Annotated in this window: 23 protein-coding genes and 3 pseudogenes; 11 read left to right on the top strand and 15 right to left on the bottom strand. The window is 72.3% G+C overall.

The genetic code is table 11. The features are described from left to right. Positions 1–753: 753 nt before the first annotated feature. Positions 754–1,749, top strand: a complete 996-nt coding sequence (locus tag ACFY00_RS33965; protein ID WP_388036983.1) for a hypothetical protein — start codon at positions 754–756, stop codon at positions 1,747–1,749. Here ACFY00_RS33965 and ACFY00_RS33960 read toward each other — a convergent pair. From ACFY00_RS33960 to ACFY00_RS33935, 6 genes and pseudogenes are all read right to left on the bottom strand, one after another. Next, positions 1,735–2,241 (bottom strand): HAD-IA family hydrolase, encoded by a 507-nt coding sequence (locus tag ACFY00_RS33960; protein WP_388036980.1) that lies wholly within the window; start codon positions 2,239–2,241, stop codon positions 1,735–1,737. The genes ACFY00_RS33965 and ACFY00_RS33960 overlap by 15 nt on opposite strands. Before the next feature lie 198 nt (positions 2,242–2,439). After that, positions 2,440–3,051 (bottom strand): annotated as a pseudogene (locus ACFY00_RS33955) (transposase); the annotation flags it as partial. A gap of 104 nt (positions 3,052–3,155) precedes the next feature. Beyond that, positions 3,156–3,629: a cyclophane-containing RiPP N-acetyltransferase HaaN gene (gene haaN, locus ACFY00_RS33950; RefSeq protein WP_388036977.1), complete on the bottom strand. Its 474-nt coding sequence runs from the start codon at positions 3,627–3,629 to the stop codon at positions 3,156–3,158. A 74-nt stretch (positions 3,630–3,703) separates the two neighbouring features. Beyond that, a complete protein-coding gene (locus tag ACFY00_RS33945; protein ID WP_388036974.1) occupies positions 3,704–4,810 on the bottom strand; it encodes an FxsB family cyclophane-forming radical SAM/SPASM peptide maturase in 1,107 nt (368 codons plus the stop codon). A gap of 52 nt (positions 4,811–4,862) precedes the next feature. Continuing rightward, positions 4,863–5,039, bottom strand: a pseudogene (gene haaA / locus ACFY00_RS33940) (HaaA family cyclophane-containing RiPP peptide); the annotation flags it as partial. A 121-nt stretch (positions 5,040–5,160) separates the two neighbouring features. Beyond that, positions 5,161–5,283, bottom strand: coding sequence for a hypothetical protein (locus ACFY00_RS33935; protein ID WP_388036972.1), 123 nt, complete (start codon positions 5,281–5,283; stop codon positions 5,161–5,163). 47 nt (positions 5,284–5,330) lie between these two features. On the opposite strand from ACFY00_RS33935, the gene ACFY00_RS33930 reads away from it, so the two are divergent. The 3 genes from ACFY00_RS33930 to ACFY00_RS33920 all read left to right on the top strand — a co-directional run bounded on the left by ACFY00_RS33930 (position 5,331) and on the right by ACFY00_RS33920 (position 8,291). After that, on the top strand, positions 5,331–6,104 hold the full coding sequence (locus tag ACFY00_RS33930; RefSeq protein ID WP_388036969.1) for an ISAs1 family transposase: 774 nt from the start codon (positions 5,331–5,333) through the stop codon (positions 6,102–6,104). A gap of 601 nt (positions 6,105–6,705) precedes the next feature. Next, positions 6,706–7,260 carry a hypothetical protein gene (locus ACFY00_RS33925; protein ID WP_388036967.1) on the top strand — a complete coding sequence of 185 codons (555 nt, stop codon included), beginning with the start codon at positions 6,706–6,708 and terminating at the stop codon, positions 7,258–7,260. 356 nt (positions 7,261–7,616) lie between these two features. Continuing rightward, positions 7,617–8,291, top strand: coding sequence for a peptidylprolyl isomerase (locus ACFY00_RS33920; protein WP_388036965.1), 675 nt, complete (start codon positions 7,617–7,619; stop codon positions 8,289–8,291). Positions 8,292–8,356: 65 nt separating this feature from the next. Here ACFY00_RS33920 and ACFY00_RS33915 read toward each other — a convergent pair whose 3' ends face one another. After that, positions 8,357–8,935: an EF-hand domain-containing protein gene (locus ACFY00_RS33915; protein ID WP_388036962.1), complete on the bottom strand. Its 579-nt coding sequence runs from the start codon at positions 8,933–8,935 to the stop codon at positions 8,357–8,359. Positions 8,936–9,154: 219 nt separating this feature from the next. On the opposite strand from ACFY00_RS33915, the gene ACFY00_RS33910 reads away from it, so the two are divergent. From ACFY00_RS33910 to ACFY00_RS33900, 3 genes are all read left to right on the top strand, one after another. Beyond that, positions 9,155–9,511 (top strand): hypothetical protein, encoded by a 357-nt coding sequence (locus ACFY00_RS33910; protein WP_388036960.1) that lies wholly within the window; start codon positions 9,155–9,157, stop codon positions 9,509–9,511. Between the two features lie 385 nt (positions 9,512–9,896). Continuing rightward, the gene (locus tag ACFY00_RS33905; protein WP_388036957.1) at positions 9,897–10,109 is read left to right on the top strand and encodes an EF-hand domain-containing protein; all 213 of its coding nucleotides are present in this window, start codon (positions 9,897–9,899) and stop codon (positions 10,107–10,109) included. A 162-nt stretch (positions 10,110–10,271) separates the two neighbouring features. Next, the gene (locus ACFY00_RS33900; RefSeq protein ID WP_388036954.1) at positions 10,272–10,832 is read left to right on the top strand and encodes a DUF1990 family protein; all 561 of its coding nucleotides are present in this window, start codon (positions 10,272–10,274) and stop codon (positions 10,830–10,832) included. Between the two features lie 81 nt (positions 10,833–10,913). Here ACFY00_RS33900 and ACFY00_RS33895 read toward each other — a convergent pair whose 3' ends face one another. The 5 genes from ACFY00_RS33895 to ACFY00_RS33875 form a co-directional block, all read right to left on the bottom strand. Beyond that, positions 10,914–11,882, bottom strand: coding sequence for a serine hydrolase (locus tag ACFY00_RS33895; protein WP_388036952.1), 969 nt, complete (start codon positions 11,880–11,882; stop codon positions 10,914–10,916). 626 nt (positions 11,883–12,508) lie between these two features. Further along, a complete protein-coding gene (locus ACFY00_RS33890) occupies positions 12,509–12,979 on the bottom strand; it encodes a hypothetical protein (RefSeq protein ID WP_388036949.1) in 471 nt (156 codons plus the stop codon). Between the two features lie 202 nt (positions 12,980–13,181). Continuing rightward, positions 13,182–13,997 carry a hypothetical protein gene (locus ACFY00_RS33885; RefSeq protein ID WP_388036947.1) on the bottom strand — a complete coding sequence of 272 codons (816 nt, stop codon included), beginning with the start codon at positions 13,995–13,997 and terminating at the stop codon, positions 13,182–13,184. A 122-nt stretch (positions 13,998–14,119) separates the two neighbouring features. Next, positions 14,120–14,533 carry a hypothetical protein gene (locus tag ACFY00_RS33880; protein ID WP_388036944.1) on the bottom strand — a complete coding sequence of 138 codons (414 nt, stop codon included), beginning with the start codon at positions 14,531–14,533 and terminating at the stop codon, positions 14,120–14,122. 283 nt (positions 14,534–14,816) lie between these two features. Beyond that, on the bottom strand, positions 14,817–15,020 hold the full coding sequence (locus ACFY00_RS33875; RefSeq protein WP_388037033.1) for a hypothetical protein: 204 nt from the start codon (positions 15,018–15,020) through the stop codon (positions 14,817–14,819). A gap of 39 nt (positions 15,021–15,059) precedes the next feature. On the opposite strand from ACFY00_RS33875, the pseudogene ACFY00_RS33870 reads away from it, so the two are divergent. Beyond that, positions 15,060–15,257: pseudogene (locus tag ACFY00_RS33870) on the top strand (SMI1/KNR4 family protein); the annotation flags it as partial. 30 nt (positions 15,258–15,287) lie between these two features. Here ACFY00_RS33870 and ACFY00_RS33865 read toward each other — a convergent pair. Continuing rightward, entirely contained in the window at positions 15,288–16,208 is a 921-nt protein-coding gene (locus tag ACFY00_RS33865; RefSeq protein ID WP_388036942.1) for an alpha/beta fold hydrolase, read from the bottom strand. Between the two features lie 146 nt (positions 16,209–16,354). After that, on the bottom strand, positions 16,355–16,867 hold the full coding sequence (locus ACFY00_RS33860; RefSeq protein ID WP_388036939.1) for a MarR family winged helix-turn-helix transcriptional regulator: 513 nt from the start codon (positions 16,865–16,867) through the stop codon (positions 16,355–16,357). A gap of 147 nt (positions 16,868–17,014) precedes the next feature. Here ACFY00_RS33860 and ACFY00_RS33855 point away from each other — a divergent pair, with 147 nt between their 5' ends. From ACFY00_RS33855 to ACFY00_RS33845, 3 genes are all read left to right on the top strand, one after another. Beyond that, positions 17,015–18,469, top strand: coding sequence for a DHA2 family efflux MFS transporter permease subunit (locus ACFY00_RS33855; protein ID WP_388036936.1), 1,455 nt, complete (start codon positions 17,015–17,017; stop codon positions 18,467–18,469). 76 nt (positions 18,470–18,545) lie between these two features. Beyond that, positions 18,546–19,439 carry a hypothetical protein gene (locus ACFY00_RS33850; protein ID WP_388036933.1) on the top strand — a complete coding sequence of 298 codons (894 nt, stop codon included), beginning with the start codon at positions 18,546–18,548 and terminating at the stop codon, positions 19,437–19,439. A 393-nt stretch (positions 19,440–19,832) separates the two neighbouring features. Next, positions 19,833–21,677 (top strand): cholesterol oxidase substrate-binding domain-containing protein, encoded by a 1,845-nt coding sequence (locus ACFY00_RS33845; RefSeq protein WP_388036930.1) that lies wholly within the window; start codon positions 19,833–19,835, stop codon positions 21,675–21,677. A gap of 397 nt (positions 21,678–22,074) precedes the next feature. On the opposite strand, the gene ACFY00_RS33840 is transcribed toward ACFY00_RS33845, so the two are convergent. Further along, on the bottom strand, positions 22,075–22,806 hold the full coding sequence (locus tag ACFY00_RS33840; protein WP_388036928.1) for a VanZ family protein: 732 nt from the start codon (positions 22,804–22,806) through the stop codon (positions 22,075–22,077). Between the last annotated feature and the right edge of the window lie 68 nt (positions 22,807–22,874).

Here is a 22,874-nt window from a genome sequence, read left to right as displayed (position 1 = left end):
ACTGCGAAGTGTCCTGGCCCCGGGCGCAGGCGGTGGGCGCGGCATGCGAGACCGCCGCCCTGCCCCGGCAGGACGAGGCGGCCGAGGCCGAGCACCGAGCTGCCGCCGACGCCGGCCTGGCCTTCGCGGTGGGGCCGGCCCGTTCGGACGCCGCCGTCGCCGGAAGGCACGCCGCCGTGCAAAGCGGCTCGGCGAGCGGTACGACGCGCCGTGGGGCGTCGGACATTAGTCCTCCTGGTCGTGGAACGATGCCTGGACCCCGATGAGGGTGCGGCGGGACAGGAACCGGGAAAGCTGTGCACGATTCCGGCGACCGCGCTGGTCAGCGGCTCGCGGCCGGGGAGCGCACCGGGCGTTTTGGGCCCAAGCGGCCTCGGAGTGTCCTGAAGCAAGCACACACCGCGAGCATGCCGGGAACAATGGAGCGGGCCGATCCAACCGCGATCCCAATTTCCGAGGAGCGCCATCGTGTCCGAGCGGCTGCGCCACGATATGAGAGCAGCACGCCGAAACTCCGGCATGCCGTGGACGGCCTTCGCCCGCGCGGCCGGCTTCGGCGAGGCGTACCTGCGCAACGTCGAAAACGGCAACCGGCCGGTGACGGCGTCTGTTGCCGCCGTCTACGACCTGGTACTCAGGACTGATGGGGCGTTCGCACGTGCATTCAGGGACGCCCCGGCAGTCATCACCGAGCACACGCCGTGGGCCGAGGCGACCTTGGCTGTCCTTACCGAGCTGGTGGACGGGAGAAGAGTGGACCGCAGGAGCTTCATCGCAGCAGGGGTGGCCCTGTCGGCCTCCGCGAGCAACTGGTCCAGGGCCGCCGCAGCCTCTACGGACCGCCACCAGAGCACGGCCTACAGCGCCCCGCAGCTGCTGGTGCACATCGAGGACCGGCTCGACTACCTGCGCCGTGTCGACGACGAGCTCGGCAGCGGCGAGGTCCACAAGCAGGCGAGCAACGAACTGTCCCTGGCCGTACGGCTGATCAAGGCAGGTCGGCACACCGACAACGACCTGCGCCGCCTGTACGCGCTCGCCGCCGAGGCGGCCCGCCAGGTCGCCTGGACGGCGTTCGACCAGAGCAGATTCGGGATCGCCCAGCGCTACTTCGATGCGGCCCTGCGCGCCTCCGTTCAAGCGGACGACACGCTCACCGGTGCGTACGCGCTGTCCTTCGCCGCCATCCAGTGTTATTCAACCGGTCAGGCCGGCCGCGCGGTCGCGCTCCTGGACACCGCCCGGACCCAGGTCAAGGGGAAGGCAACTCCACGGATGGAGGCCATGCTGGCGGCCCGCACCGCCCGCGCCCTGTCCAAGACCGGCGCGAAGTCGGACACCGCGCACTATCTGCACCTCGCCCGGACCGCCCTGGACAAGGGCCGGCACGACGACGACCCGAGGTCCCTCTACTGGGTCGACTACGGCGAGGTCGAGATGATCGCGGGCTCCTCGGCCCTCGACCTCGGCGACCCGGCCGAGGCACTGCGGCGCTTCGACGCCGGTATGAAGGCGTACCCGGGCGACGACGAGTACCCCCGCACCCACGCGATCTACCTGGCCCGGGCGGCCGAGGCCCACCTCGCACTCGACGACCTCGACGGGGCTGTGGCCGCGGCCCGACATGCGGCCGTCTGCCTCAGCACCGTGGACTCCGTCCGCTCCGCCTCCCAACTCAAGGGCGTGCGGGACAAGTTGCTCCCGCACGTCCACTACCGGCCGGTCGCCGAGTTCCTACAGGGCGGGTAGCCGCAGCAGGGCGCGCAACTGCCGGGCCACCACCTGCTCGTCCAGCCCCAGCAGCGCGGTGAACCCCAGGCGTGCCGCGGCTTCGACGTTCACCTCGGAGTCGTCGACGAACACGCACTCGTCGGCCGACAGGCTCAGACGGTCCAGTACGACCTTGAACAGCGCCGCATCCGGCTTGCGCAGGCCGTGGTCGCTGGAGAGCACTACGGCGTCGAAGGTGCCTTCGAGGCCGAACCCGGCACAGGGGTCGTAGGGCGTCCTGCCGAGCGAGTTCGACAGCACCGCGGTCCGGATCCCCGCCGACCTGGCCTGCCGGGCCACCGACAGCACCGGGTAGGCGGGCCATGCGTCATGCAGGTAACGCGCCATCAGGCCCTTCGGCTCCACGCCCATCAGGGCACCGAAGCCGGCGTTCCAGTCCTCCTGGCCGATCGCGCCGAGCTCCGGTCGCCGGAACAGCTCCTGGCCGCGCGGATCGGCCCACGCCGCCAAGAACGCCCCCCTGCCTGATGCCCTCCCGCTGCTCGAAGTACCCGATCGTCTCGACCATGTTCGCGGTGAGCACGCCGAAGAATCCGCCAGCTATCCCCACAGCGTACGAGGCGGCAGCGCCGACAGGGGCCGCTTCCGGTATGCCGCACACGCGTAGAGGGGGGTGCCCAATGATTGGTGTGTCTGATGTTGTGTGAGTTACCGGCGACCGATGGAGAGTCGGCCGTCGAAGGTGATGTCGAATGCCTGGAAGGCGGGCTTCCCTCGTATGGTCCAGCGTTTGCGTCCCTGGCCTGTGGGGTCGGGGCTCATGACGGCCCTGTGGGCGCACTTCAAGGCCGCTTGCTCGTTCGGGAAGTGCCCGTGGGCCCGTACGGCCTTGCGGATGCGGGCGTTGACCGACTCGATCGCGTTCGTCGTGCAGACGACACGGCGGATCTCGACGTCGAACTGCAGGAAGGGCACGAAATCGGCCCAGGCGTTCTCCCGCGGCCGCACGATCGCCGGGTGCTTCGTCCCCCAGGCCTCCTGGAACTCCAGGAACCGCTCCTCGGCGGCATCCTGGGTCGGGGCGGTGCAGACGGGCTTGAGCGCCTTCGAGATCTCGTCCCAGTCCTGGCGGGCCGCGTAGCGGGAGCTGGCGCGCATCAGGTGCACGACGCAGGTCCGCGTGATCGCCTGCGGCCGGAGCGTGCCGATGGCGTCGAGCAGGCCCTCCAGTCCGTCGCAGACGACCATGCACACGTCCTCGACGCCGCGGTTCTTGATCTCGGTGAGGACCTGGAGCCAGTACTTGGCGCCCTCTCCTCCGACGCGTTCCTGTCCACTCCCGCGTCCCGCTCCCGTTCCAGTCCCGTGCCTGCCACTTTCCTTGGGAAACAGACCTGTTTGCCGCGGCCCGGGCACGTCCAGTCTCACCTCGTGGCAGTGTCCATACGGTAAACGATCTTCCCGTCGAACTCCGCGAACCCCAAAGACTTGTAGAAGGCTCGCGCGCCCGGGTTGTCGCGGTCCGTCATCCATTCGACCCGGCTGCATCCGGGACGCGAGGCTGCCAGTGCCCGGAGTTCAGCCATGAGGCGGGCTCCGGCACCCTGGCGACGGACGGCGTCGCGAACGTAAAGCTCTTTGAGGAACAGGGAGTGTGAGGAGCCTGCGGCCGGCCAGAGGAACGAGTAGGCGGCCAACCCAACGAGAGCCCCGGTCTCGTCCTCGGCCAGGAGCGCAGACGCCAGCGGCGGCGAACCGAAGAGCGCCTCCTCCACCTGGTAGTAGCGCTCTTCGATCGGCTGAATCTCGGTCGATCCGTAGAACCGCTCGATCTCCTCGATCAGTACGGCCACGGCCATGGTGTCGCGCCTGTCGGCATGGCGGATCGTCACGGTCATCGGCATCTCCTCCTGTCGGTCCTTCATCTTTTCCCTTGCTCTTCCAACGCGTGATCCGGACGTGACGGCACGGCTCATGGCTGCGGAGGTGTCGTCGCGCGCGGATCCCAGCCATGTCGGCGCAAGGAGTCCTGAACATGGCGGATGAGGTATTCCAGATCCGCGCAGTAGACGGAGGGATTGCGGTAACCGTGGTCAGCGCTATAGCCGCCGCCACACACCTCCACCAGAGGACATCTCTGACACTGGTCGGCGAGCGCGGCCTTCCCGTACTGCCGGTGCAGGAGTTTCGGATGACGCAGAACCTCGTCGAAAGAGTGGCCGAAGGCGTCGAACCCCAGCCATGAGGCGCCCTCTTCGACGGACCGCAGGGTGTTTACGCCCTCGATCGTGCCGTCGGACTCGATCACAACGCTCGTCGGTGGGGCCAGGCCGAGGGATTCCACCGAACCACGCACTCCGGAGACCAGCGCCACCATGTCCTCCAGTATTCGCACGCGGTGCCGGTGCTGGGGCTGCGCAAGCCATGCATCGTAGACGCGGCTCATCCACATCCGGTATTCGGGTGCATCCGGACGGCTGCCATATGGGGGCTCGTCGTGTGTTCCGTGCGGCAGCCCGGAGTCGATCACCGGTGGATCGAACGACGCAAGGTAGTCGTGGACCTCGACCGGATCGTTGGCCGGGTCCACAACAGCGAGCAGCCCCGCGAACAGGTGTGGCCGGGACCGCAGGACCTCTGTGCCGCGTACGGCGGAGGCGGAACTCGACCTCAAGGCATGGGTCGTTCGGTGCCGGTCGTTAGCGACCGGCGGTCCATCGAGACTGACGCCCACGACCACCTCGTACCGCTCGAAAAGGTCCAGCCACGACTCGGTGAGAAGCGTCCCGTTGGCCTGGAGCTCGAGGTGGACCTGGAGATCGGCCGGAACTCCCATCCGTACGCTGCCGAGTACGTCGGCCATGTGTCGAGGGCCGGAGAGTAGCGGCTCACCACCGTGCAGAACGACGTGCACGCCCTGCAAGCCGTGCGTCGCTGCCTGCTCGCCGATCCGCCTTTTCGCTGCCCGGGCAACCTCCACGCGCATGCGGGCGGGCAGGTGTCGCCATGCCTGGTCAGCGGAGTTGAAGACGTAGCAATGGTCGCAATCGATGTTGCAGCGGTTGGCGACCTTGAGCACGAACGATCGAAAGGGGGTGAGGTCCCTGAGTGGTGTCATCAACCGAAAGGACTCACAGAAGCGCCAGCCGGATCAGAGAAGCCTGATGGCCGCCTTCGCCGGTCCGGTCCGACGCGGTCTGTTCGGCCGCCAGTCGCTTCTGGATGCGAACGGCGAGACGGTCAAGGACGACGGACGTGGGCGCATGTTCTGCGGTGACATGCTCGGAGCCGTACGGCGCGGGCAAGGGAGAATGTGACGGCGTTCAACGCTCCTCGAGGAAGGACGGCGGTTGGATGCAACAGATCCGCTCGTAACGTAGCAATCTCATCTCTTCGGCGGCACGAAGAATTCGACCAGGCATGCGGCAATCACTCCGTGCTCGGCTCGGGCAGCCGCTCGACGGCATCGGCTGCCCCGACCATGCCCAGTCGCCGGTACACAGTGAGTGCTCCGCGCAGCGTCTCCTCGGCACGCGCCCGTTCGTCGGTCAACCAGCCGCCTCCTCAGAGCAGGGGCGTTTCAAAGTCCTGGTGAGCAGGTGAGTCCGCAGGTCACGGCGATGCAGGTGTCCGGATCAGACCGTCACGAACGCATCGAAGCTCCGGTTGGACGGAGTGACCTTCCCAAGTCGCCCACTCTGGACAGCGTGGCGGGATCGTCGCTGGTGGAGCGGCTGCGGTTGCTGCCGGATCCGCGTCGACGCCGTGGGGTGCGTCACCGGTTCGTGGCGGTACTGCTGGTCGCCGTCTCGGCGGTGGTCGCCGGCGCGCGCTCGTACACGGCCATCGGCCAGTGGTCCGCGAACGCTCCACAGCACGCGCTGGCCCGTCTGGGCGCGCGGGTCGCGGGAGCGCTGGGCGTGCGCGTCGCACCGAGCACCGCCACAATCCGGCGGGTCATCGCTCTGGCCTGCCCCGGCGGCCTGGCCGACCTGACCGGCGCCGACCCCGCAGGCTCGGGCTCGATCGCTGTGGACGGCAAGGCCGCCCGCGGCTCCCGGCACGGCACCTCGCCCGCCGCCCACCTGCTGGCCGCGATGAGCGGCGACGGCCGCACCGTCACCCAGCTGCGGGTTCCCGACAAGACCAACGAAATCACCTGCTTCGCCGCCCTGCTGGCCCCCTACGATCTGACCGGAGTCACCGTCACTGCCGATGCCCTGCACACCCAGCACGCCCACGCCCGCTTCCTGGTCGAGGAGAAGAACGCCCACTACCTCTTGGCGGTCAAGGCCAATCAGCCCGAACTGCACCGCCGGCTTCGGTCACTGCCGTGGAAAGAGGTCACCGCCCGCCGCATCCTCCCCGCGTGAGCGGAAGTCCGCTGGTTAACGCGTTCTTCTGCTGCACCCAGTGGAAAACGCGCATCGGCCCTGCTGGTGCTGCTGTCCTCAGGCTCGGCTGAGATGGAAGTCGGTAGCAGCGACTGCTGGATCGTGAATCTTGTACTGGAAGCACCTGGATCCGGTGGATTCCGCTGCCGCCGATGATGGAGGAGACCATCGAGTGCTGTGCTGCTGACGTCGCCCTTGGCTGCGGGGACGGGGTGACGGGCCGTCAGGCAAGGTCAGTAAAAGTCAGGATCAGTCCGAGTGCACCGTGGTCCACCTGCTCGTACCCGGGAATCGAGGCCCCTGCGGCTGTCTGGTGTCGACTGTGCGGTGAAGCTGGCCGTCCTGAGGGAGGGCTATCGGTGTGCTGCCGCGTCGATCTTCGCCTGAGCGTCGATTTTCGCAGGTCAGAGACGTGGCAGATGGATTGCCCGCGCTGGCGTGGGCAGCGTGGAGGATCTCTGAATCCCTTCGCTCGCCCGGCCTGGAGCCGCTATGCTCTCGACACCGGATTGGTTGCGTAGAGCCTGCGGAAAGACAGCCGGGGGAGTGCCGGCCGACCACCGAGGGGGATTCCCGAGCCATGTCGTACCTGCGCACCTTCCTGCCCTGGATCATCTTCGCGGTGGTCCCCGCGTCCCAGTGGCAGTGGGCCGCACTGGCCGGTCTGGCGGCGGCCGTCGCCGTCATCGCCCAGCAGCGCCGGGCGGGCGCCGGGTGGGACGCGCTGATCATCGAGGCCGGCTCCGCGCTGTACTTCGCCGTCCTCGCCGCGATCGCCTTCGCCGACCCGCACTCCGGCGTCCGCACCTACTCCGCGGCGCTGTCCTCCGCGGTCCTCGCGGTGATCGCCGGGGGTTCGCTGCTGATCGGCAGGCCGTTCACGCTCGGCATCGCCAAGCGCACCACCCCGCAGGAGTTCTGGACGCTCAAGCCGTTCATCCGGGTCAACACGGTCATCACCGCGGTGTGGACCGCGGCCTTCGCGGTCACCGCCGCCGTCCTCGCCGCCCTCGCCCACGGCGGCAGCGGGCACTCCACCGCCTCCCTGATCGTCCAGGTCGCGGGCTTCGTCGTCCCGATGGTCTTCACCGTCCGCTACGTCGCCGCCGTCCGGGCCCGCGCGCCCCAGCACTGAGGGGGCGCCCGCACCAAGGTGGCCCGCCGCCCGCCCCGGGTGAGGAGCGCATCCACTGCGAGGCGTACGGGTTCGTCGACGAGCAGGGGCAGGCGCTGCTCCCTCTCGAACGGGCGATCGAGAAGGATCTTGGGCGAACCGTTGCCCGGGGGAGACCTACGGGCCGGGGGCGTGACGTGCGGGAACGGGGGGCGGCGAGGGTCGGGCGCGCCCCGAGCGGGTCGGCGGGAGGGTGGGGCGAGGGTGTCGGGAGGTTCGGACGGTGGACAGGATGGGCAGGTCCCTGCCAAGCCTGTCCGCTGCTCGACCCGCACCTGTCCGCTGCTCGATCCGCTCCCCACCACGGAGGCCGTCGAATGAAGCGCACGACCCGGAGTGCCGGGCTGACCGTCCTGGCCACGGTCTCGCTCGCCCTGACCACCACCACCGGCCCGGCGTCCGCCGCCACCCCCACGGCCGGGTCCGCGGCCGCCGCGTGCACCTACACCGCGGCCGTCCCCGCCGACAACTTCAAGGGCATCCCGGTCTTCGACGCGGCGAAGGCCGCCAAGCCCTACAGCGCCACCCTCCGCACCAGTCAGGGCGCCGTCACCTTCCGGGCGCTCACCGACCAGGCCCCCTGCACCACCTACTCGTTCCGCTTCCTCGCCGAACGCGACTACTTCGACCGCACCCACTGCCACCGCCTCACCACCCAACGGATCTACGTCCTGCAGTGCGGCGACCCCACCGGCACCGGCAGCGGCGGCCCCGGCTACTCCTTCCCCGACGAGAACCTGGAGGGCGCCACCTACCCCGCGGGCACCGTCGCGATGGCCAACGCCGGGCCGAACACCAACGGCAGCCAGTTCTTCATCGTCTGGAAGGACACCAAGCTCTCCCCGGCCTACACCCCCTTCGGCCGGGTCACCTCCGGGCTCGACGCCCTGCAGAAGATCGCCGCGGGCGGCGAGGACGACCAGAACGGCCCCGGCGACGGCTTCCCGACGCTGCCCGTCACCATCCGCAACGTCGGGATCTCCAAGCGCTGAGCCACCGGACCCGGCGGGCCGCCACGTCCCGGGGCCACGTTCCGGGGCCACGCCCCGGTGAGCCGCTACGCCCCGGCGGTGAACTCCTCCGCGGAGCCGGCCGCCGCCGGGGCGAGCACCCCGCACAGGTGGTTGCCCGGCTCCGCCGGGTCCGCGCTGATCCAGAACTGCGCCCACAGCTCGATGAACTCCTCCCGGGAGAGGAAGCCGTCGCCGTCCAGGTCGACCAGCTCGAACACGCCGGTGGTGTCGGTCGGTCGACCGTTCCACACGTCGACCAGGCGACGGTGCTCCTCCCGCGAGATCCGGCCGTCGCCGTTCTCGTCGACCGCCTCGAAGACGGTGTCGGCCGTCGCCGTCACGGCCTCCCGCATCCCGGGCAGCCGGTCCACCATGGCCAGGACCTCGTCCAGGTCCACCAGCCCGTCGCCGTTGGTGTCCGCCGCCTCGTACAGCGCGTCCCACCAGCCGAGCATCACCCGCTCCACCCGGGCCGCCAGCTCCCGGCTCGCCGCCACCCGCGGCAGCCGCCCCCAGCGGTCCGCCAGCGCCCGGAAGTCCTCCTCGTCGAGGTACCCGTTCCCGTCGGTGTCGAGCGCGTGGAACACGCTGGTCAACTTGTAGCGCTGGAACTCGCTCGCCATGGCCGTGCCTCTCCCTGGAACCTCTCCCGGACGTGCGAAGCTGATCCTTTCCACCCCCGCCCGCCCTACGGCAGCGCGCGGTCGCACACCCCGTCCCCGCCCGCACGCCGGGGGAGCGCACCCCCGCCCGCGCGCCGGTCGACACATGACGTCCGTCACGCCCGAGCCGTGCAACGGGCCCCTCGCGCCCGGTTCCTGACGAACCCTAAGGTTGCCGACATGACGAACACGGGGAACACCGAGGACGACGACCGCACCGACATCCGGATCAGCCTGATCGGCGGCACCCGCCTGGAGGGCGAGGAGATCCACAGCCGCACCCTCACCGCCTCCCTCGTCGGCGGTGCCGACATCGACCTCGGCGACGTCGACATCCCGGACGGCGCCGAACTGCGCATCACCAAGCTCAGCCTGATCGGCGGCGTCTCGCTGCGGGTCCGCCCCGAGGTGCGGGTGGTCGTCACGGGCATCCGGCTCGGCGGCGTCAGCGACGACGGCCCCACCCACGAGGGCGGCCCCACCGTCCACGTCGCCGCCTGGGGCCTGCTCGGCGGCGTCAGCGTCCGTCGCGACTGACGCCCCGTCCGCCCGGAGACCACCGCCCGGGCCGAGGCACGAAACGGGCGAACGACAGTTGGCGGTCGGCCGCATCCCGCCCGGCTGTCAGCCGACGCGGGCGTCGTAGGCCCCGCAGTCGGCCAGCACGTCGTCCCTGTGCGTCCCGGCCCGGCTCCTGACGCCGCGCGGCACGGCGTACGGCGACAGACCGCGACCGGTGCGGACGACCGGTACCCGCTCCGAGGACGCTCAGGGGACCATGTCGGTGTCAGCGGCCCGTCGTCTCCGTCACCCCGTCCACCGGGACCGGCCTGTCGGTGCGCCCGGAACTGCGGCTATTGTGGCCCGCGCGCCGAAACACGGCGTCAAGACCGGTATGACAGTAAGAAGAGGGGCGGGTCCGATGGCGGACATCGAAGCGGCACGGGCGGCATTCGCGCGACTGGACGTCGACGGCGACGGGCGGATCACCGCGCGTGAGTACAAGACGGTCATGGCCCAGCTCGGCGACTTCCACGTCACCGAGACGGTCGCGCAGGCGATCATCAACGCCAAGGACGCCAACGGCGACGGCAAGCTCTCCTTCGAGGAGTTCTGGGCCTCCGTCCAGGGCTGACCCCGACAACCCGCCCCTCCGGCCGGTACGGCACCGCCCCCGGCCGGAGGGCCCGGGCGGGTGAGGCGCACCGCGGCCACAGCCGTACCGACCGGCCCGGCCGCGCCCCGACGCCGACCACCGGCCCTGGCCACCCGGCCCCGCGCGGCGTACAACTGACGGATGCCGTCGAACGATCTGCACCGGCGCTACCTCGCCGCCTGCGCCGCCGCGCCCAACTACCCCGAGGTCGGCGCCACCGCGGACGCCGCCCTGCCCCCCGGCTACTCCTGGCTGCGCCGCCGCATCCACCTCGGCCACGGCCGGGACGTCCTGGAGCGCGCGGGCGGGTACGTCCTGGGCTGGGGCGCCCAGCTCGGCTCCGGCTTCGCCGTCCACCCGGTGGCGGTCCGCGCCGTCCCCGGAGCCACCGTCCTGCTCAGGCTGCGCCTGCCCGGGCTGCGCCTGCCCCGGCTGGTCATCCCCTGCCGGGTGGTCTGGGCAGTCGAGACCCCCGACCGGATCGGCTTCGCCTACGGCACCCTGCCCGGGCACCCCGAGTGCGGCGAGGAGTCCTTCGTGGTGAGCGCGGACGCGGACGGCGAGGTGTGGTTCGAGGTCACCGCCTTCTCCCGGCTCGCCGCCTGGTACGCCCGGCTCGGCCGCCCCGTCGCGCTCGCCCTGCAGCACCTGGCGATCGAACGCTACCTGCGGGCGGTCGCCCGCGCGGCCACGGCGCCCTGAGCCCTGGGTCCTGAGCGCCCTGGGCCCTGAGCGCCCTGGGTCCTGGGTCCTGAGCCCTGGGCCCTGAGCGGGACGGCCCCGCTACCGGCCGTCGGCCGCGAAGGACCGCACCGCTGCCGACGCCACCGACTCGACCAGCGCGATGCCCGCCTCCTCGCTCGCCGAACCGTCGCTCAGCACCGACACCAGCAGGCTCCGGCCGCCGTACTCGACCCGGCCGATGCTGTTGACCACCCACAGTCCGGTGCTGTCCCGGGACAGCCAACCGTTCTTCAGCTCCACCGCGCCACCCTGGTCCGCCGCCGAGACGCCCCAGTCCTGGTCGTCCGCGACCAGGCCCATCAGCTTCGCCAGGTAGGCGCGGGAGGCGGAGCCCAGCGGCGAGTCCTCGGTGAACACCACCCGCAGCAACTGCGCCTGGTCGGCGGCGGTGGTCTCGGTCAGCCCCCAGAAGCCGTCCGTCCCGGCGACCGTCGCGCTCAGCCCGAAGACCGCGTTGGCCGCGTCCAGCCCCGCCGCACCGCCCACCGCGTCGAACAGCGTGGTGGCCGCCGTGTTGTCGCTCTGCTCGATCATCGCTGCGGCCGCGGCCTGCTGACTGCCGGTCAGCACGCCGTCGTTCTGCAGCAGCAGCGCGGCCAGGATGTCGACCTTGACGATCGAGGCGGTGACGAAGGAGTCGTCGCCCCAGGACGCGGACGCCCCGGAGGCGGGATCGGCCACCGTGACGGCGAAGTGCCCGTCGAGGGCGCCGACCGCCGCCGCGAGCGCGGTGTCCGCAGCGCTCTCCGCCCCCTCCGCCCCCTGCTCACCGTCCGCCGTCGTACCGTCCGTGGCCCCACCGTCCGCACCGCCTGTCGGGACCGTCGCCGAGGCCGCCGCGCTCACCGGGGCGCCGCTCGTCGAGCGGGAGACCACCCACCACGAGCCCAGCGCCGAGAGCAGCACCACCACGACCACCGCCCGCCTGATCCGCCGGGTGCGCCCGGTGCGCCGGGTTCGACGCCCCTGCTTGCGGGCGGAGGTCCGTGATTCGGGTGGTGCTGTCATGCGGACGATGCTCGGCCGCCCCTCTTGACCTGCGATGAGTCCCGGCTGAGCCCACGCTGAGAAGGAACTGCCACCATGGGGCCGCTCGACGATCGGGTGACACCCCCGCGCCCCTCCACCGTCCGTCGGGCGCCCCCGCCGCCCACAGCTCCGACCCGGCGGCCGGGCACCAGATCACCGTCAGGTCGCCGGAGTCGACCACGGCCTCCATCCCGGGCCGGTGCGTCTGCAGGGCGAACGCCTCCAGCGAGGCCTTGCCCGACTCCACCAGGACCTGCGGCTCGCGGTCGGCGACGTGGCGGTGGACCTGCAGGTGGGGGCCTCGGTGCGGTGCCCCTCGGGCAGGCGGCGGGAGGTTCGGGTGGTCGTGTGCCGCTGCTTGCGCGGTGCGTCCAGGGTCGGCCCGCAGGATCCCGTCGACCGGACCACCGCCTTGTACGGGTCGGGTCCAGCGCGGTCGCGTGCGCTGGGGGGCTTCTTCCGTGGCGTCGGCCAGGCCGAGTCCACGGCCTTCCTGAGGGTCCGCCACGACGCGTCGTGCTCGCGCTCGTTCCCCCACAGCTTCACGCCCTCCCGGTGGTCTCGCCGGATCGCGACCTCCCGTGCCCCGCCGCCCGGGTCGGTCCTCACGCCCCGTACGGTGCCTGTCCGTCCGCCACGACCGGGGCGGCTCCGGCCTGTCGGGCCTCTCCCGGCCACCGGTGCGGATCCGTCAGGCACGCGTACAGCAGGAACAGGCCCAGCAGCAGGAAGAACGCGGCCGCCGTCCAGCCCAGCACCCCCGGCAGCCGCCCTGACCCCGGGCGGGCGCGGAAACCCGCCGCCAGCAGCACCGACCCCGCCGGGGACAGCAGGAACAGCCCGAACGGCGCCCCGAGCACCCCCGCCCCCGCCAGCAGCCAGCCCACCGCCCAGCAGCAGTCCGCGAACCCCTCCTCGGTGCGGGCCCGCCACGGCAACAGGACCAGCAGCGACGGTGCCGCCAGCAGGACGGGGAGCAGCACCTCCCCGTCCTCCACGACCGGCCACAGCAGCCACAGCACCGCGCACGGCACCGCCGCCGCGGCCAGCGCCCGTGCGTCGCCCTTGCGCGCCATCGCGCCCCCCAAGTCATTTGAACGCGTTCAATACCACTCGAGGGGGACTCTAGCGGGGCGCGAAGGGGATGGGTCGTGGACAGACCAGTTGCGCGCGGGACCTGGACGTGCGTCAGCGGCCGGGTGTGGGCGTGGCCGTGGCGTGGGGAGTGCGGCGCGGCCCGATTCACCGCGGGCGGGGGAGGAGCGGGGTGACGGCGCGTCAGTGGTCCGCGACGTGCAGGTGCGGGGCGCTGCCCGCGGGCCGGTGCCAGGAGGTGCGGAGCCCGCAGACGGCCAGGGCGGTACCGACCGCGTGGTGCATGGCCTCCCGGACGGCCGTCGCCACGGACGGCGTGCCGGGCAGGTGCGGGGAGGGCTGCCAGGCGACGTCGACCACCGCGGCCGCCTGTCCATCCACCGCTTCCGCCGTCCCGTCCGTCGCAGCTGCCGCGTCCGCCGCAGGCCTGCAGGCCGCGTACGCGACACCGGCCGTGCGGGGGCCCCGGGCGAGCGGGAGGCCCGCGAGGGCAGCGCCGCGGCGGACGGCGGCGGCGACGGCGGGATCGGCCTCGGGCCCGGCCGCGTCCTCCGCGTTCGGGGCCGGGGAACTGTCCGCCGCGGTCCTCGCGGGGGCGTCGCAGTCGCCGGGTCCGACCAGGGTCGGCCCGTCCGCGGTGGCGCGGGTCGCGTTCAGTCCGAGGGCGGGCAGCAGTTCGGCGAGCGCGGTCTCCATGCTGTCCGCGACCACCTGCCGCGTCCGCGGCCACGGGCTACGGGCGTCGGCCGCCGCAGCCGCGCCCTCCAGTCGGGGGGAGCAGATCCACCGCAGGGTCACCGGCCAGCGGTCGGCGTCAAAGCCGCCGAGGCCGTCGGAGCCGTCGAGGCCGTCGGTGGCGAGCAGGTGGACGCCGGGACCGTGGCCGCCGTGCGCGACGGGCAGGCCGACGAGCAGCAGCGCCTCGACGACCCGGTCGGCCAGCAGCGGATCGACCCGCCCCTCCCGCGCACCGGCCGTCGCCGCTCCGTGGACTCCCATCCCGACACCCCTCTCACGCGCGGGGCGCCCCCGCGCGTGAGACTATCCATGAACACGTAAAGCCCGTCAACAGCCCGGGAGCGCCCCGGTCGTGAACGTCCGTCAGCCACCCGCAGGGGTGGTCAGGCGGTCGGCCCGCCCTCGGCCTGCGGGGCCTGCGCCGGAGCGTTGGCCTGCACCGGGGGCTGCGGCTGCTGCTGGAACGGGGCCTGACCCGGGTACGGGACCTGGGCCTGCGGGGGGACCGGCGCGGCCGTCCGGTTGCGGTTCGACAGCGCCTTGAAGAAGTTGACGACCAGGACGATCGGCACGATGAACGCCTGGAAGAAGATCCGGTAGCTGCCGCCCTCGAAGAAGAAGCCGAGGTAGACGCCGTAGCCGAAGAACGCGACACCCGCGATCACGGTGATGATCCGCCAGCCGGCGCTGAGCGCGGAGACCGGCACGAGGCCGATGCAGATCGTCGCCAGGCCGCTGAACATCAGCAGGATGACGTACCAGGAGAAAGCGGGGTCGAGACTGAAATCGATGTTCACGGGTATCCCAAATTGGACATAAGGTATGCATAAATAGCCGGTTGGCTGGCGTACCGTATCGGAACACCGAGCCCGGGGTCACCCCGTTTCCCGTTTTCGTTCCCGCCGCCACCGCCCCGTCTCCGGCGCGGGCAGCTCCTCGCGCCGCCCTCCCTCGGGGTCCACGGCCGCAGCTGCTCGTCGAAGCCGACCGTGAACCTCCGCGCGCCGTAGTCGACGACCGCGGTCCCGGCCCCGTCCAGCCCGAAGTCCGGCACCGGCCGGTCGGCCAACTGCTCACCTTTCAGCCCCAGTTCGGAGGCCACCTCGGCGATCCGCTCCCGGCCCGCGCCTGCAACGCCTTGAACGGGACGGGCTGGGCGATCCGGCGCAGGTGCAGCAGCGCCGGATCGCTGCCGATCGCCGCCAGCACCTTCAGCCCCTCCACCGCCCGGTGGTGAGCGCCCTCGCCCGGCCGGGCCCGCACCAGCGGCGCCAGGCGGCGCACCGCCGTGTCGTCCCCCAGCAGCCCTCTTGCCGGGCGCGGCTCATCGGCAACGCAGACGGCTCCTGGGGGTCGAATCCCTCCTCAGCCCCGGACTTTCTCGCCCGGTACGAACGATGGCTCGACCACATGGCTGCCGGCCAGGACAACCGGGCCCTGGAGCTCACCTCGCCCAAGTTCCCAGCCCGTCCCGTCCGACCGCGGGTCGCTCACTCGGCGGGGTCGCGCCACAGGAGTTGAGCCAGAACCACCTCAGGTGGACGAAGCCCGTCAGCCCGCCCCGCTCTCTCGGCCCTTCCCGCCTGCCCGCGGTCCCAGTGCGGCGAGCACCTGGTGCAGGCGCTCCGCTGTCGCGCGCGGGCGGAAGGCGTAGCCGTTGTGCCCGCCGGGGAAGGTCTCGCAGGCCGTCCCCAACTTCGCGGCCAGCAGTTGCCCGCACCGGTGCGGCCAGAAGCGGCCGGAGTTCTCGCCGGTGCCGGGCACGATCCGGACGCCCGAGTCCTGCAGCGCGGTCAGGTCGAGCAGGTGGCCCCGGAGGGACGGGACGTCGTAGCGGAGCAGGAACTCGGCGTTGCGCACCTGTTCGGGGCCCTGGGCCCGCGGCGGGGCGTCCGGCTCGCGGTCGGTCGGGTCGATCCCGACGAACCGCGCGAACCGGTGCAGCGCTGCCTCGACGCCTTCGGTGGTGAACGCCTCCTGGGCTCCGAGGAGGTCTTGTGCGGCTGCGGCCCGTTCGGGCTCCGGCAGGAGTTGGACGGCTGCCGGTTCGTGCGCGACGACCGCGGCGGCCTGCCCGGGGTGGCGGACGGCGAACTCCAGCGCGATCGCTGCTCCGAGGCTGCTGCCGAAGACGAGGGCGGGCTGCGCCGTGACGGAGGACAGCAGCCGGGCCAGGTCGTCCGCGTGCACCGCCACCGTCGTCCGCCCGGGTTCGTCGACCGGGCTGCCGGACAGGCCGCGGCGGTCGTAGGTGACGACGGTGTACCGGTCGGCGAGCCGGGCGGCCAGCGCGTCGGTCACCCCGGCGTCCCCGTGCCCGCCGGCGACCAGCGCCAGCACGGGCCCCGTTCCCGTCCCGCGGACGAAGTGGCGCAGCCGCGCACCGGGCACCTCCAGCACGGACTCCCGCACGGACTCCCGCACGGACTCCCGCACGGACTCCCGCACGGCTTCCTGCACGGACTCCTTCATCGGACGCTCCCTCCAACTCCCGGCCACCGGCCCTCCGGTGGCCCGTTCCGACTATGGCCGCACCGCCGCCGCCCGTGGAGCGGAGAGCCTGCCCTAGGAGCGGCACTCCCAGGCAGCCCGCCCGCCCCCCGACCTTCGCCCGTCCCTCAGTCCTCCTCGTCGCCACCGCCGTCGGCACCGCCACCGCCGTCGGCGCCGTCGGCGTCGACGTCCACCGCGGCCCGGATCCGGCCGAGCAGGGTGCGCAGTTGCTCGCGCTCGGTGTCGCTCAGCGCGCCGGTGGCGACGGCCAGGGCGGCCCGGTCGTACTCCTCGGCCTCGCGGTGGCAGCGGGCGCCCTGTGCGGTGAGGGTGAGCAGGAACGCGCGCCGGTCGGTGGGGTGCCGGACGCGTTCGACCAGGCCGTCGCGTTCCAGGCTGTCGACGATCGTGGTGGTGGTGCGGGCGGCGTTGCCGACGTATTCGGCGAGGTCGCGCATGCGCAGTGGTTCGCCCGCGCGGGCGAGGACGCGCAGGGTCCGCAGTCGGGCGACCGAGGCGCCGTGTTCGCGCAGTCTGCCGTCCACGAAGGCGCGCAGTCTCTGGGTGGTGGCGAAGAGTTCGTCGATCAGGACGTCGCTGCTGCCGAACCGTTGCCGCGTTGCCGGTTCCTGTGCCATGCCGTGCCTTCCCCATCCTCTTCGCAAGGCCCGTCGGGTTCCGTTTCGGTGTCCTCCGCAGGCCCGCAGGCTTTCTGAGCATCATCATAGTGAGTATGCTCAGCTTCTATGAGCACCCGCTTGAGCCAGCGCCGTGTCGTGCCCATCATGGCTGTCCTGACCACTTTCATCTGCATCGTCGACGGTGCGATCACCACCGTCGCGCTCCCCAGCATCGCCCGGCAGTTCGACCTCACCCCGGCGGCCCTCACCGGCGTCGTCGTGGTCTACCCGGTCTGCCTGGGCATGGTGATCCCCGCTTCCGCCTGGCTGGTGGAGCGCCACGGCGGGCGGCGCGTGCTGCTGTTGTCGCTGGCGGCCTTCACCGCCGCCGGTGGCCTGTGCGGTGCGGCCCCGAACCTTCCGCTCCTCATCGCCGCGCGCGCCCTGCAGGGCCTGGCCGCCGGTCTGCTCATGCCCACCTCGCAGACGCTGCTCTTCCGTACCTTCACCCAGGCCGAACAGGTCCGGCTCTCCCGCCTGATGATCATCCCGCAGCAGATGGCCCCGGCCATCGCCCCGCTGCTGGGCGGTCTGCTGGTCACCAGCCTGTCCTGGCGCTGGGTGTTCTACGTCAACGTGCCCTTCGGCACGGCGGCCGTGCTGTTCGGGGCGCTGTTCCTCGCCGAGCACCGCGACCGCGTCGCCGCACGTCTCGACCTGCCCGGCCTGCTGCTGTGCGCCGCCGCCACCGCGACCCTGATGTACGGCATCTGCGCGGGGCCCGACCTCGGCTGGGAGCGCCCGCAGGTGCTCGGCTCCCTCGTGGCCGGCGCCGTCCTGCTCACCGTCGCCGTCCGCCACCAACTCCGCTCGCCCGAGCCGGTGCTGAGGCTGCGGCTGTTCCGCGACCGGCTGTTCCGCGACACCAACCTGATCAGCCTGGTCGGCTACGTGCCGATGCTGGGCGCGATGTTCCTGGGACCGATCTTCATCCAGGAGGCCCGCGGCGGCTCGGCCATGGACAGCGGCAGCACCACTTTCACGGAGGCGTTCGGCGTCCTGATCACCATGCAGGTGGTCAGCGCGCTCTACCACCGCGTCGGTCCGCGGCTGATCATCGGGACCGGCCTGCTCGGCGTCGCGGGGGTGATGCTGCTGTTCGCCACCGCCGACGCGGGCACCGGCCTGTGGACCCTGCGCGGCTACATGTTCCTGCTGGGCCTGGCGATGGGCGCGATCTTCATCCCCACCACCATCGCCTCCTTCAGCACCGTCGACCGCGCCGACGTCGCCCACGCCGCCACCTTGAACACCGTCGTGCGCCAGACCGGCAGTGCACTGGCCCCGGCCGTGGTCACCTCCGTCCTGGTCCTCGGCGCCAGCGGCGCCGAGCGCGCCCACCCGCCGCTGGCCTCCTACCAGCTCAGCTACTTCGTCCTGGCCGCGATCGCCGTCGCCGCCGCCCTGTTCGCCTTCACCGTCCCCGACGGCCCCGCCCGCAGCGCGGCCCCGGCGGGCCGCGCCACCGGCGGCGCCGCAGGGCGGGTCGCTGGTCGGGTCGCTGGTCGGGCCGCTGGTCGGGCCGCAGGGCGGGCCCGTTCCGGACAGAAGGTGGGGTGAACGCTGCGGGTGGGTGGTTCCGGCCCGGGTGGTGGTGCGTAGAGTGGCCGCCCACCCGTCAGCAAAGGACGACGACGTGTCCGAGCGCCCCCGCATCCTGTTCGTCACCGACCTCGCGTACCCGGCGCGCGGGCGCCGTTACTGTGACGAGGACATCTTCCTCACCTCACGCCTGCGCGAGGACTTCGACCTGGCGTTGTGCCACCCGCGGGACGCGGCCGCGCTGATGGACGGCTTCGACGCGGTCGTGGTCCGCAACAGCGGGCCCGTCCTGCACCACCGCGAGCAGTACGAGGCCTTCCGTCGCCGGGCCGTCGAGCGCGGCACCCCGGTCTACAACCCGCTCACCGGCCGCGGCGACATGGCCGGGAAGGACTACCTGCCCGCTCTGACGGCCGCGGGCTTCCCGGTCATCCCCACCGTCGACCGCCGTGCCGACCTCGCCCTGCTGCCGCCCGCGGAGCGCTACGTCGCCAAGCCGAAGGACGGCGCGGACTCGATCGGCCTGAGGGTCGTGGACCGCGCCGACCTGCCCGGCCTGGTCCGGGACGGGCTGCTCCTGCAGCCCCTGGTCGACTTCCGCTACGAGGTGTCCTTCTACTTCGTCGACGACGCCTTCCAGTACGCGCTGCATGCCCCCGATCCGGCCCGCCGCTGGGAGCTGGCGCCCTACCGGCCGTCCCCGGCCGACCTGGCCTTCGCGCGCCGCTTCGTCGAGTGGAACACCCTCGAGCACGGCATCCAGCGCGTGGACGCCTGCCGCACCGCGGCGGGGGAGCTGCTGCTGGTCGAACTGGAGGACCTCAACCCCTACCTCTCACTGGACGCCGTCACCCCCCGGCAGCGCGAGGACTTCGTCGCCGCCACCACGGCCTCCCTCCACCGCTTCCTGGCCGCAGCCACAGCCACAGCCACAGCCACTGGCACGGCTGCGGGCACGATCGCGGGCGCCGGGCACCTGCCCGCGTAGTGCGGGGTTCACCGGCCCGCCGTCCGTCCGCCGCCGTCCGCCGTTTGTCCGTTCGCGGTCCGTCCGTCCGCCCGCCGTTCGTCGGTCTGCGGTTCGTTCGCCCGCTGGGCCGGTGGGCAGCAGTGCGGCGGGTACTGCGGTCCGTCCGACCGGCGGCACGGTCACGGCCGCCCCCGCCGAAGACGTGCTGCGTCGGCATCTGAGCACGGCCCTGTCGAGTGCGGTGGTCGGGCCGTCCGAGTGGGTCGACCTCCTCCGTGGGGTGAATCCGGGCTTGGTCACTCGTTCGAGTGACGCTGATCATTTCGAGTCCGATCGGACGGGGTGCTGTCCTAGCGTCACCGGCGGGGCTGACGGCCCGACAGGGCGATCCGACAGTGCGAGGGGTGGAGCATGGCCGGGCAGGGTGCGGCGGAGCGGGGTTCGGACGGGCTGAGCAGGAGGCGGCTGCTCGCCGCTTCGGCGGCCGGCGGGGCGGTCTGGCTGCTGCGCAGCACGGTGGGGCCGGGGAGCGCCCAGGCCGTCGGCACGGCGCCGGTACTGCCCGGCGGGCTGGTGCCGTACCAGCGGGTGTACGAGAACTGGGCGGGCGAGATCCGCACCAGTCCGCTCTGGGTCTGCGCCCCGGCCTCCCCGCAGCAGGTGGCCGACCTGGCCGACTGGGCGGCGGCCAACGGGTGGCGGCTGCGCGCGCAGGGGCAGCGGCACGGCTGGGCGCCGTTCACGGTGGCAGCGGGCACGCCCGCCGACACCAAGGTGTTGCTGGTGGACACCACCCACTCGCTCACCGCACTGAGCCTGGCGAGCGGCTTCGGCGGGGCCGGCGGCCGGGCCGTCCGGGCGCAGACCGGCGCCTCGTTGGAGGACTTGCTCGCCTTCCTGGCCGACCAGGGCCTGGGAGTGGCCGCCTGCCCGGCGCCGGGCGACCTCACGGTCGGCGGTGCGCTGGCCATCGGCGGCCACGGCACGGCCGTCCCGGCCGTGGGCGAGACGCCCCAGCCCGGCCAGGGCTTCGGCAGCTTGAGCAACCAGGTGCTCTCGCTCACCGCCGTGGTGTACGACGCCCCCGCCGGCCGGTACGTGTTGCGCACGTTCGACCGGTCGGAGGCCGATGCGGCGGCCTTCCTGGTGCACGTGGGCCGGGCCTTCCTGACCGAGGTGGTGCTGCGGGCCGCGCCCGACACCCGGCTGCGCTGCCTCAGCCGGGTCGACGTGCCCGCCACCGAGCTGTTCGCCGCCCCGGGCACCCCGGCCGCGGGCGGCGGACGGACGTTCGCGGACTTCCTGGCGAGCACCGGCCGGGTCGAGGCGATCTGGTTCGCCTTCACCGACCACCCCTGGCTCAAGACCTGGCAGCCCGCTCCGGGCAAGCCGCTCTTCGCACACGAGGTCTCCGCGCCCTACAACTACCCGTTCTCGGACAACCTCCCGCAGCCGGTGGCCGATCTCGCCGGACAACTCGTCAGCGGCTCCGAACAGTTGGCCCCGATCTTCGGCCAACTCCAGTTCCTGATCACCAAGATCGGCCTCACCGGCGACGTGACCGACCTGCTGCTCGCCCCCGGCCTGGTGCGCAGCCTGCTCAGCGGCGACACCCTCACCCACCTGCTCGCCGGCGGCCTCCGCTCCGACCTGTGGGGCGCCTCCCGCCACCTGCTCCAGTACGTCCGCCCGACCACCTTGCGCGTCACCGCCAACGGGTACGCGATCCACTGCCGCCGCTCGGACGTGCAGTGGGTGATCTCCCAGTTCGCTTCGTCCTACCAGCAGTTGCTCGCCACCCACCAGGCGCGCGGCGAGTACCCGATGAACGGCGCGGCGGAGATCCGGGTCACCGGCCTGGACGATCCGGCCGCCTGCGGGGTGCCGGGGGCGCAGCCGCCGCTGCTGTCCGCACTGCGCCCGCACGCCGACCACCCGGAGTGGGACACCGTCGTCTGGCTGGACCTCCTGTCCCTGCCGGGCACCCCCGGCCTGCACGCCTTCTACCGGGAGATCGAGCAGTACCTGCTCGGCCTGTTCGACGGCACCCGGGCCGGGCTGCGGGTGGAGTGGTCCAAGGGCTGGGCCTACACCACCGATGCCGCCTGGGCCGATCCGGCCGTGCTCGGCCGCACCATCCCGGCCACGTTCCGGGCGCCGGGCGCACCCGGCTGGGACGAGGCGGTGGCCACCCTGGACAGGTACGACCCGGCCCGGGTCTTCGGCAACCCGTTCCTGGACACCCTGCTGCGCTGATCCTCTGCCCGGGTGGTGCTGTCTCCTCGGGCCCTGAGGGGTGGTCCTCTCCCGTCACCGCACGACCGAGGCCAGAACGAGCAGGGCCAGCCGCCCTGGGTTCGGCCGAACTGCGCCGCCGTTGAGCCGTGTTGACCACCGCCTACCTGACCGGTACGCGCCTGCGGGCCGAGGTGGCGGTGCGCTGCGCAGCCGCGCCGGGCGCTGTCGGGGGCGGCGGTGCAGGCGAGGTGGGCGGCGCGCTTCGGGGAGGACGGCGTTCGTGTTCGCGCTTCTCGCTGCCGTTCCGCTCCTCCTCGCCGCTGTCCTGCCCCGGGCTGCGTCCCGGCGGGCCTGCTCGAAGGGACACGGCAACGAGGAGGACGCGAGGGGGGAGGGGCTGGTCCGTCTCGCGGTGTCAGCCGTTCCGTGCCAGGTCGGGTCCGGTGCCCGGGGGGACCTGTCGTCCATGAGGGGCGGCGGAGCGTTCCGGTTGCTGCGGGGCGGTGCCGCGCGGTGTCCGGCCCCGTCGTACCACCCGGACGAGTCGGCGTCCCAGGAGGAGGTAGCCGAGGACGGCGCCGCCGGTGTTGAGGATGATGTCGTCGACGTCGAAGGCCCGGCCGGTGACGAGCGCGCCCTGGACCAGCTCGACCAGCAGCATCAGCAGCGTGGTCGCCAGCAGCACCCGGAACCGGCCGCGGGCCTTCGGCCAGATCACCGGCAACAGGAGTCCGAACGGCACGCCGAGCAGGACGTTCCCGCCCACCTGCCGGACGGCGTCCAGCAAGGTGGAGTGCAGCAGGTAGTGGCGCAGCGAGTTACCGGGCCGCAGGTTGTCGTGGACGTGGCCGACCGCCCCGGGCACGGGCACCAGTGTGACCCGGGCCAGCGCGGCCGCGAAGGCGACCGAGGCCAGGAGGGCGGCGACCAGGACGAGCCATCGGGTCGCGACAGCGACCCACCGCCGCCTCCCTGTCGTTCCGCGGCCGACCGAAGCCGCGACCTGTCCGTCCGCGGCGGCCCGGCCCGCCGCACGGGGCTCCGCCGTGCCCGGAACCACCGCCTCACGCTCCCGGCCGGTCACCTGCTCGCCCGCCCCGGCGTACCCGGTCGTCTCCTGCCCCGCGCCGGTGATCCTCGCTGCCACGCCTTCCCCTCTTGCCTGTCTGCCTGTCTGCCTGTCTGCGCAGTTGTGCGTGGCTCTCTCCGGACACG

Source organism: Kitasatospora sp. NPDC001540, from assembly GCF_042894345.1.
GTDB lineage: Bacteria > Actinomycetota > Actinomycetes > Streptomycetales > Streptomycetaceae > Kitasatospora > Kitasatospora phosalacinea_C.
This window is presented reverse-complemented; position numbering and strand designations above follow the sequence as displayed.

Excerpts from the sequence above, each read along its gene's own strand:
- ACFY00_RS33885 (WP_388036947.1), bottom strand. The coding sequence starts at position 13,997 with ATGGGAGTCCACGGAGCGGCGACGGCCGGTGCGCGGGAGGGGCGGGTC.
- ACFY00_RS33890 (WP_388036949.1), bottom strand. The coding sequence starts at position 12,979 with ATGGCGCGCAAGGGCGACGCACGGGCGCTGGCCGCGGCGGCGGTGCCG.
- ACFY00_RS33895 (WP_388036952.1), bottom strand. The coding sequence starts at position 11,882 with ATGACAGCACCACCCGAATCACGGACCTCCGCCCGCAAGCAGGGGCGT.
- ACFY00_RS33845 (WP_388036930.1), top strand. The coding sequence starts at position 19,833 with ATGGCCGGGCAGGGTGCGGCGGAGCGGGGTTCGGACGGGCTGAGCAGG.
- ACFY00_RS33860 (WP_388036939.1), bottom strand. The coding sequence starts at position 16,867 with ATGGCACAGGAACCGGCAACGCGGCAACGGTTCGGCAGCAGCGACGTC.
- ACFY00_RS33925 (WP_388036967.1), top strand. The coding sequence starts at position 6,706 with ATGTCGTACCTGCGCACCTTCCTGCCCTGGATCATCTTCGCGGTGGTC.
- ACFY00_RS33915 (WP_388036962.1), bottom strand. The coding sequence starts at position 8,935 with ATGGCGAGCGAGTTCCAGCGCTACAAGTTGACCAGCGTGTTCCACGCG.
- ACFY00_RS33920 (WP_388036965.1), top strand. The coding sequence starts at position 7,617 with ATGAAGCGCACGACCCGGAGTGCCGGGCTGACCGTCCTGGCCACGGTC.
- ACFY00_RS33910 (WP_388036960.1), top strand. The coding sequence starts at position 9,155 with ATGACGAACACGGGGAACACCGAGGACGACGACCGCACCGACATCCGG.
- ACFY00_RS33855 (WP_388036936.1), top strand. The coding sequence starts at position 17,015 with ATGGCTGTCCTGACCACTTTCATCTGCATCGTCGACGGTGCGATCACC.
- ACFY00_RS33900 (WP_388036954.1), top strand. The coding sequence starts at position 10,272 with ATGCCGTCGAACGATCTGCACCGGCGCTACCTCGCCGCCTGCGCCGCC.
- haaN (WP_388036977.1), bottom strand. The coding sequence starts at position 3,629 with ATGACCGTGACGATCCGCCATGCCGACAGGCGCGACACCATGGCCGTG.
- ACFY00_RS33865 (WP_388036942.1), bottom strand. The coding sequence starts at position 16,208 with ATGAAGGAGTCCGTGCAGGAAGCCGTGCGGGAGTCCGTGCGGGAGTCC.
- ACFY00_RS33905 (WP_388036957.1), top strand. The coding sequence starts at position 9,897 with ATGGCGGACATCGAAGCGGCACGGGCGGCATTCGCGCGACTGGACGTC.